At 54.3% G+C, this 5,093-nt stretch carries 2 rRNA genes; both read right to left on the bottom strand.

Going from position 1 to position 5,093, the window contains the following annotated elements:
- Positions 1-2,752: ribosomal RNA gene (locus tag HMPREF2820_RS00015) — 23S ribosomal RNA — on the bottom strand; the annotation flags it as partial.
- A gap of 384 nt (positions 2,753-3,136) precedes the next feature.
- Positions 3,137-4,659, bottom strand: a 16S ribosomal RNA gene (locus HMPREF2820_RS00005).
- Positions 4,660-5,093 lie beyond the last annotated feature (434 nt).

Here is a 5,093-nt window from a genome sequence, read left to right as displayed (position 1 = left end):
CCCTTGGGACCTACTCCAGCCCCAGGATGCGACGAGCCGACATCGAGGTGCCAAACCATCCCGTCGATATGGACTCTTGGGGAAGATCAGCCTGTTATCCCCGGGGTACCTTTTATCCGTTGAGCGACACCGCTTCCACAAGCCGGTGCCGGATCACTAGTCCCTAGTTTCCTACCTGCTCGACCTGTCAGTCTCACAGTCAAGCTCCCTTGTGCACTTACACTCAACACCTGATTGCCAACCAGGCTGAGGGAACCTTTGGGCGCCTCCGTTACTCTTTGGGAGGCAACCGCCCCAGTTAAACTACCCACCAGGCACTGTCCCTAACCCGGATCACGGGCCGAGGTTGAGATGTCCAATACGATCAGAGTGGTATTTCAACAACGACTCCACCCCAACTGGCGTTGAGGCATCACAGTCTCCCACCTATCCTACACAAACCGAACCGAACACCAATACCAAGCTATAGTGAAGGTCCCGGGGTCTTTTCGTCCTGCCGCGCGTAACGAGCATCTTTACTCGTACTGCAATTTCGCCGGGTCTGTGGTTGAGACAGCAGGGAAGTCGTTACGCCATTCGTGCAGGTCGGAACTTACCCGACAAGGAATTTCGCTACCTTAGGATGGTTATAGTTACCACCGCCGTTTACTGGGGCTTAAATTCTCCGCTTCGACCCACAAAGGGTCTAACAGGTCCTCTTAACCTTCCAGCACCGGGCAGGCGTCAGTCCGTATACATCGACTTACCCGTCTTCGCACGGACCTGTGTTTTTAGTAAACAGTCGCTTCCCTCTATTCTCTGCGGCCACAACCAGCTCAACCACGTCGGTCACCAGTCATGGCCCCCCTTCTCCCGAAGTTACGGGGGCATTTTGCCGAGTTCCTTAACCACAGTTCTCCCGATCGCCTTAGTATTCTCTACCTGACTACCTGTGTCGGTTTCGGGTACGGGCCGTATATCCACATCGCTAGAGGCTTTTCTCGGCAGCATAGGATCACCAACTTCCCCCAAAACGGGTACGCATCACGCCTCACCCTATATGTGCTCCGGATTTACCTAGAACACGGGCCACACGCTTACACCACGATATCCATCACGTGGCACGGCTACCTTCCTGCGTCACCCCATCACTTGGCTACTACCAGTTCAGGTCCCCAGCATCACACACACCAACCAACCTAAAAGGCTAGTAAACGGCGCGTGTTCAGGTGGGTTAGTATCCCTGATTCACCATGGGCGCGGACACACGGGTACGGGAATATCAACCCGTTATCCATCGACTACGCCTGTCGGCCTCGCCTTAGGTCCCGACTCACCCTGGGAGGATTAACCTGGCCCAGGAACCCTTAGTCATTCGGCGGAGGAGTTTTCCACTCCTCATTCGCTACTCATGCCTGCATTCTCACTCGCGCACACTCCACACTAGGGTTACCCCAGCGCTTCACAGCAGTCACGCGACGCTCCCCTACCCAACCACCAAAAAATGGTGATTGCCGCGGCTTCGGCGGTGTACTTGAGCCCCACTACATTGTCGGCGCAGAACCACTCGACCAGTGAGCTATTACGCACTCTTTCAAGGATGGCTGCTTCTAAGCCAACCTCCTGGTTGTCTTCGCGATCCCACATCCTTTTCCACTTAGCACACCCTTAGGGGCCTTAGCCGGCGATCTGGGCTGTTTCCCTCTCGACTACGAAGCTTATCCCCCGCAGTCTCACTGCCGTGCTCTAACCTCACCGGCATTCGGAGTTTGGCTGATGTCGCTAAGATGATAGTCCCGCTAAACCAACCAGTAGCTCTACCTCCAGGAGGAAACACACGACGCTGCACCTAAATGCATTTCGGGGAGAACCAGCTATCACGGAGTTTGATTGGCCTTTCACCCCTACCCACAACTCATCCCCTCAGTTTTCAACCTAAGTGGGTTCGCGCCTCCACAGAGTCTTACCTCTGCTTCACACTGGCCATGGGTAGATCACCCCGCTTCGGGTCCAGGACATGCCACTGACAACACACTAGTTAGTATTCGCTTTCGCTACGACTACCCCACCAAACGGGTTAACCTCGCGACATGCCGCTGACTCGCAGGCTCATTCTTCAAAAGGCACGCCATCACCCCACAAAAAAGGGCTCTGACGGATTGTAAGCACATGGTTTCAGGTACTATTTCACTCCCCTCCCGGGGTACTTTTCACCATTCCCTCACGGTACTAATCCGCTATCGGTCATAAGCAGGTATTTAGGCTTACCGGGTGGTCCCGGCAGATTCACAGCAGATTCCACGAGCCCGCTGCTACTCGGGCAACACACCAATTGCACGCACGGATGTTTCACGTACCGGACTCTCACCGTCTACGGCAGGACATTCCAATCCACTTCCGCTACACCCACACAACACAACGCAGGACTAGCAGACCCTGCACAATGCATCCCCACAACCCCACGCACGCAAACCCTGCCAGGTATCACACGCACGCGGTTTAGCCTCATCCACGTTCGTTCGCCACTACTAACGGAATCACAATTGTTTTCTACTCCTACGGGTACTGAGATGTTTCACTTCCCCGCGTAACCACCAATTAGACTATGAATTCATCTAACGGCGACCGCCCACAACGACGGCCAGGTTTCCCCATTCGGACACCCTCGGATCAACGCTCAGTTGGCAGCTCCCCGAGGCCTATCGCAGCCTCTCACGTCCTTCATCGGCCTACTATGCCAAGGCATCCACCATGCGCCCTTACAACACAACACACAAACAAATAACTAAGAACAATCACAAACAGAAAAACTGCTTGACAAAATCGAACTTACAGAAAAACAAGATGCTCGCGTCCACTATCCAGTTCTCACACAACACCCACACACCACACACAAACCACCACAACAGCAGCCTGCCCGCAGCACGCAGCAACCTGTAAACAGGAACAACAACAAGTGTGTCATCCCAGACACCCAACAGCGCACCAACAACCAACCAACACAAAAAGGAAAGCACAAACGCTTAAAGTCATCACACGCACGCGCAGACCACCACTTCAGTGATCTAACCAGTAGGTGTTCCACCCAAAAAACAAAAAATAGCCACACGCCACCAACACGATGACACATGACACAAAGAAAAAATAATCTCCTTAGAAAGGAGGTGATCCAGCCGCACCTTCCGGTACGGCTACCTTGTTACGACTTCGTCCCAATCGCCAATCCCACCTTCGACAGCTCCCCCACAAAATGTGTTAGGCCACTGGCTTCGGGTGTTACCGACTTTCATGACGTGACGGGCGGTGTGTACAAGGCCCGGGAACGTATTCACCGCAGCGTTGCTGATCTGCGATTACTAGCGACTCCGACTTCACGGGGTCGAGTTGCAGACCCCGATCCGAACTGAGACCGGCTTTGCGGGATTAGCTCGCCCTCACGGACTGGCAACCCACTGTACCGACCATTGTAGCATGTGTGAAGCCCTGGACATAAGGGGCATGATGATTTGACGTCATCCCCACCTTCCTCCGAGTTAACCCCGGCAGTTTCTTACGAGTCCCCACCACAACGTGCTGGCAACATAAGACAAGGGTTGCGCTCGTTGCGGGACTTAACCCAACATCTCACGACACGAGCTGACGACAACCATGCACCACCTGTATACAAGCCACAAGGGAAACACCATCTCTGGCGCGATCCTGTATATGTCAAGCCCAGGTAAGGTTCTTCGCGTTGCATCGAATTAATCCACATGCTCCGCCGCTTGTGCGGGCCCCCGTCAATTCCTTTGAGTTTTAGCCTTGCGGCCGTACTCCCCAGGCGGGGCGCTTAATGCGTTAGCTACGGCACGGATCCCGTGGAAGGAAACCCACACCTAGCGCCCACCGTTTACGGCATGGACTACCAGGGTATCTAATCCTGTTCGCTCCCCATGCTTTCGCTCCTCAGCGTCAGTTACTGCCCAGAGACCCGCCTTCGCCACCGGTGTTCCTCCTGATATCTGCGCATTTCACCGCTACACCAGGAATTCCAGTCTCCCCTACAGTACTCAAGTTATGCCCGTATCGCCTGCACGCCCGGAGTTAAGCCCCGGAATTTCACAGACGACGCGACAAACCACCTACGAGCTCTTTACGCCCAGTAATTCCGGACAACGCTCGCACCCTACGTATTACCGCGGCTGCTGGCACGTAGTTAGCCGGTGCTTCTTCTCCATCTACCGTCAGAAACCCTTCGTCGATGGTGAAAGGAGTTTACAACCCGAAGGCCGTCATCCCCCACGCGGCGTCGCTGCATCAGGCTTCCGCCCATTGTGCAATATTCCCCACTGCTGCCTCCCGTAGGAGTCTGGGCCGTGTCTCAGTCCCAATGTGGCCGTCCACCCTCTCAGGCCGGCTACCCGTCGCCGCCTTGGTAGGCCATTACCCCACCAACAAGCTGATAGGCCGCGGGCCCATCCCACACCGAAAAAACTTTCCACCACACCCTCACGGTGCGGTCCTATCCGGTATTAGACCCAGTTTCCCAGGCTTATCCCGAAGTGCAGGGCAGGTCACCCACGTGTTACTCACCCGTTCGCCACTCGTGTACCCCAGCAAGCTGGAGCCTTACCGTTCGACTTGCATGTGTTAAGCACGCCGCCAGCGTTCGTCCTGAGCCAGGATCAAACCCTCCATCAAAAACCCTTCAAATCAGAAGAATCAAAAAAACAATGAAAGGCCCAAAAACCTGACAAAAACAGACAAACAACCACCACACACCACAAACAGTGCGCGGCCTGGCCGTTATCCAAAAATAAAACATTCTCCCCTTCGAACCGACGAGGCCAAAAAAGAAGAGAACAACCATGATCTTTCCCACAAATGAAAAAACCACGCGAAAAGCACCCAAACAAAGGCGCCGCCACGCAATCCATCACCCGCAAGCACAAAAGGACCCAAAACAAACAAAGGCCCCCGGCACCCACCAGCAACACACACGCGCAAACGACAACCAAACAAGCACTTTCCCAAAAAAGTATTAGTTAGTACATCGGCACACTATTGAGTTCTCACACAACACACACCCACGAAGACAACCACCCCAAAACCAGGGCAACCACCACATGAGCAGC

Origin of the sequence: Corynebacterium sp. HMSC064E08, assembly GCF_001811805.1 — a bacterium.
GTDB classification, from domain to species: domain Bacteria; phylum Actinomycetota; class Actinomycetes; order Mycobacteriales; family Mycobacteriaceae; genus Corynebacterium; species Corynebacterium jeikeium_D.
The sequence above is the reverse complement of the archived record's forward strand: the minus strand, read 5'-3'. Positions and strand labels throughout refer to the sequence as shown.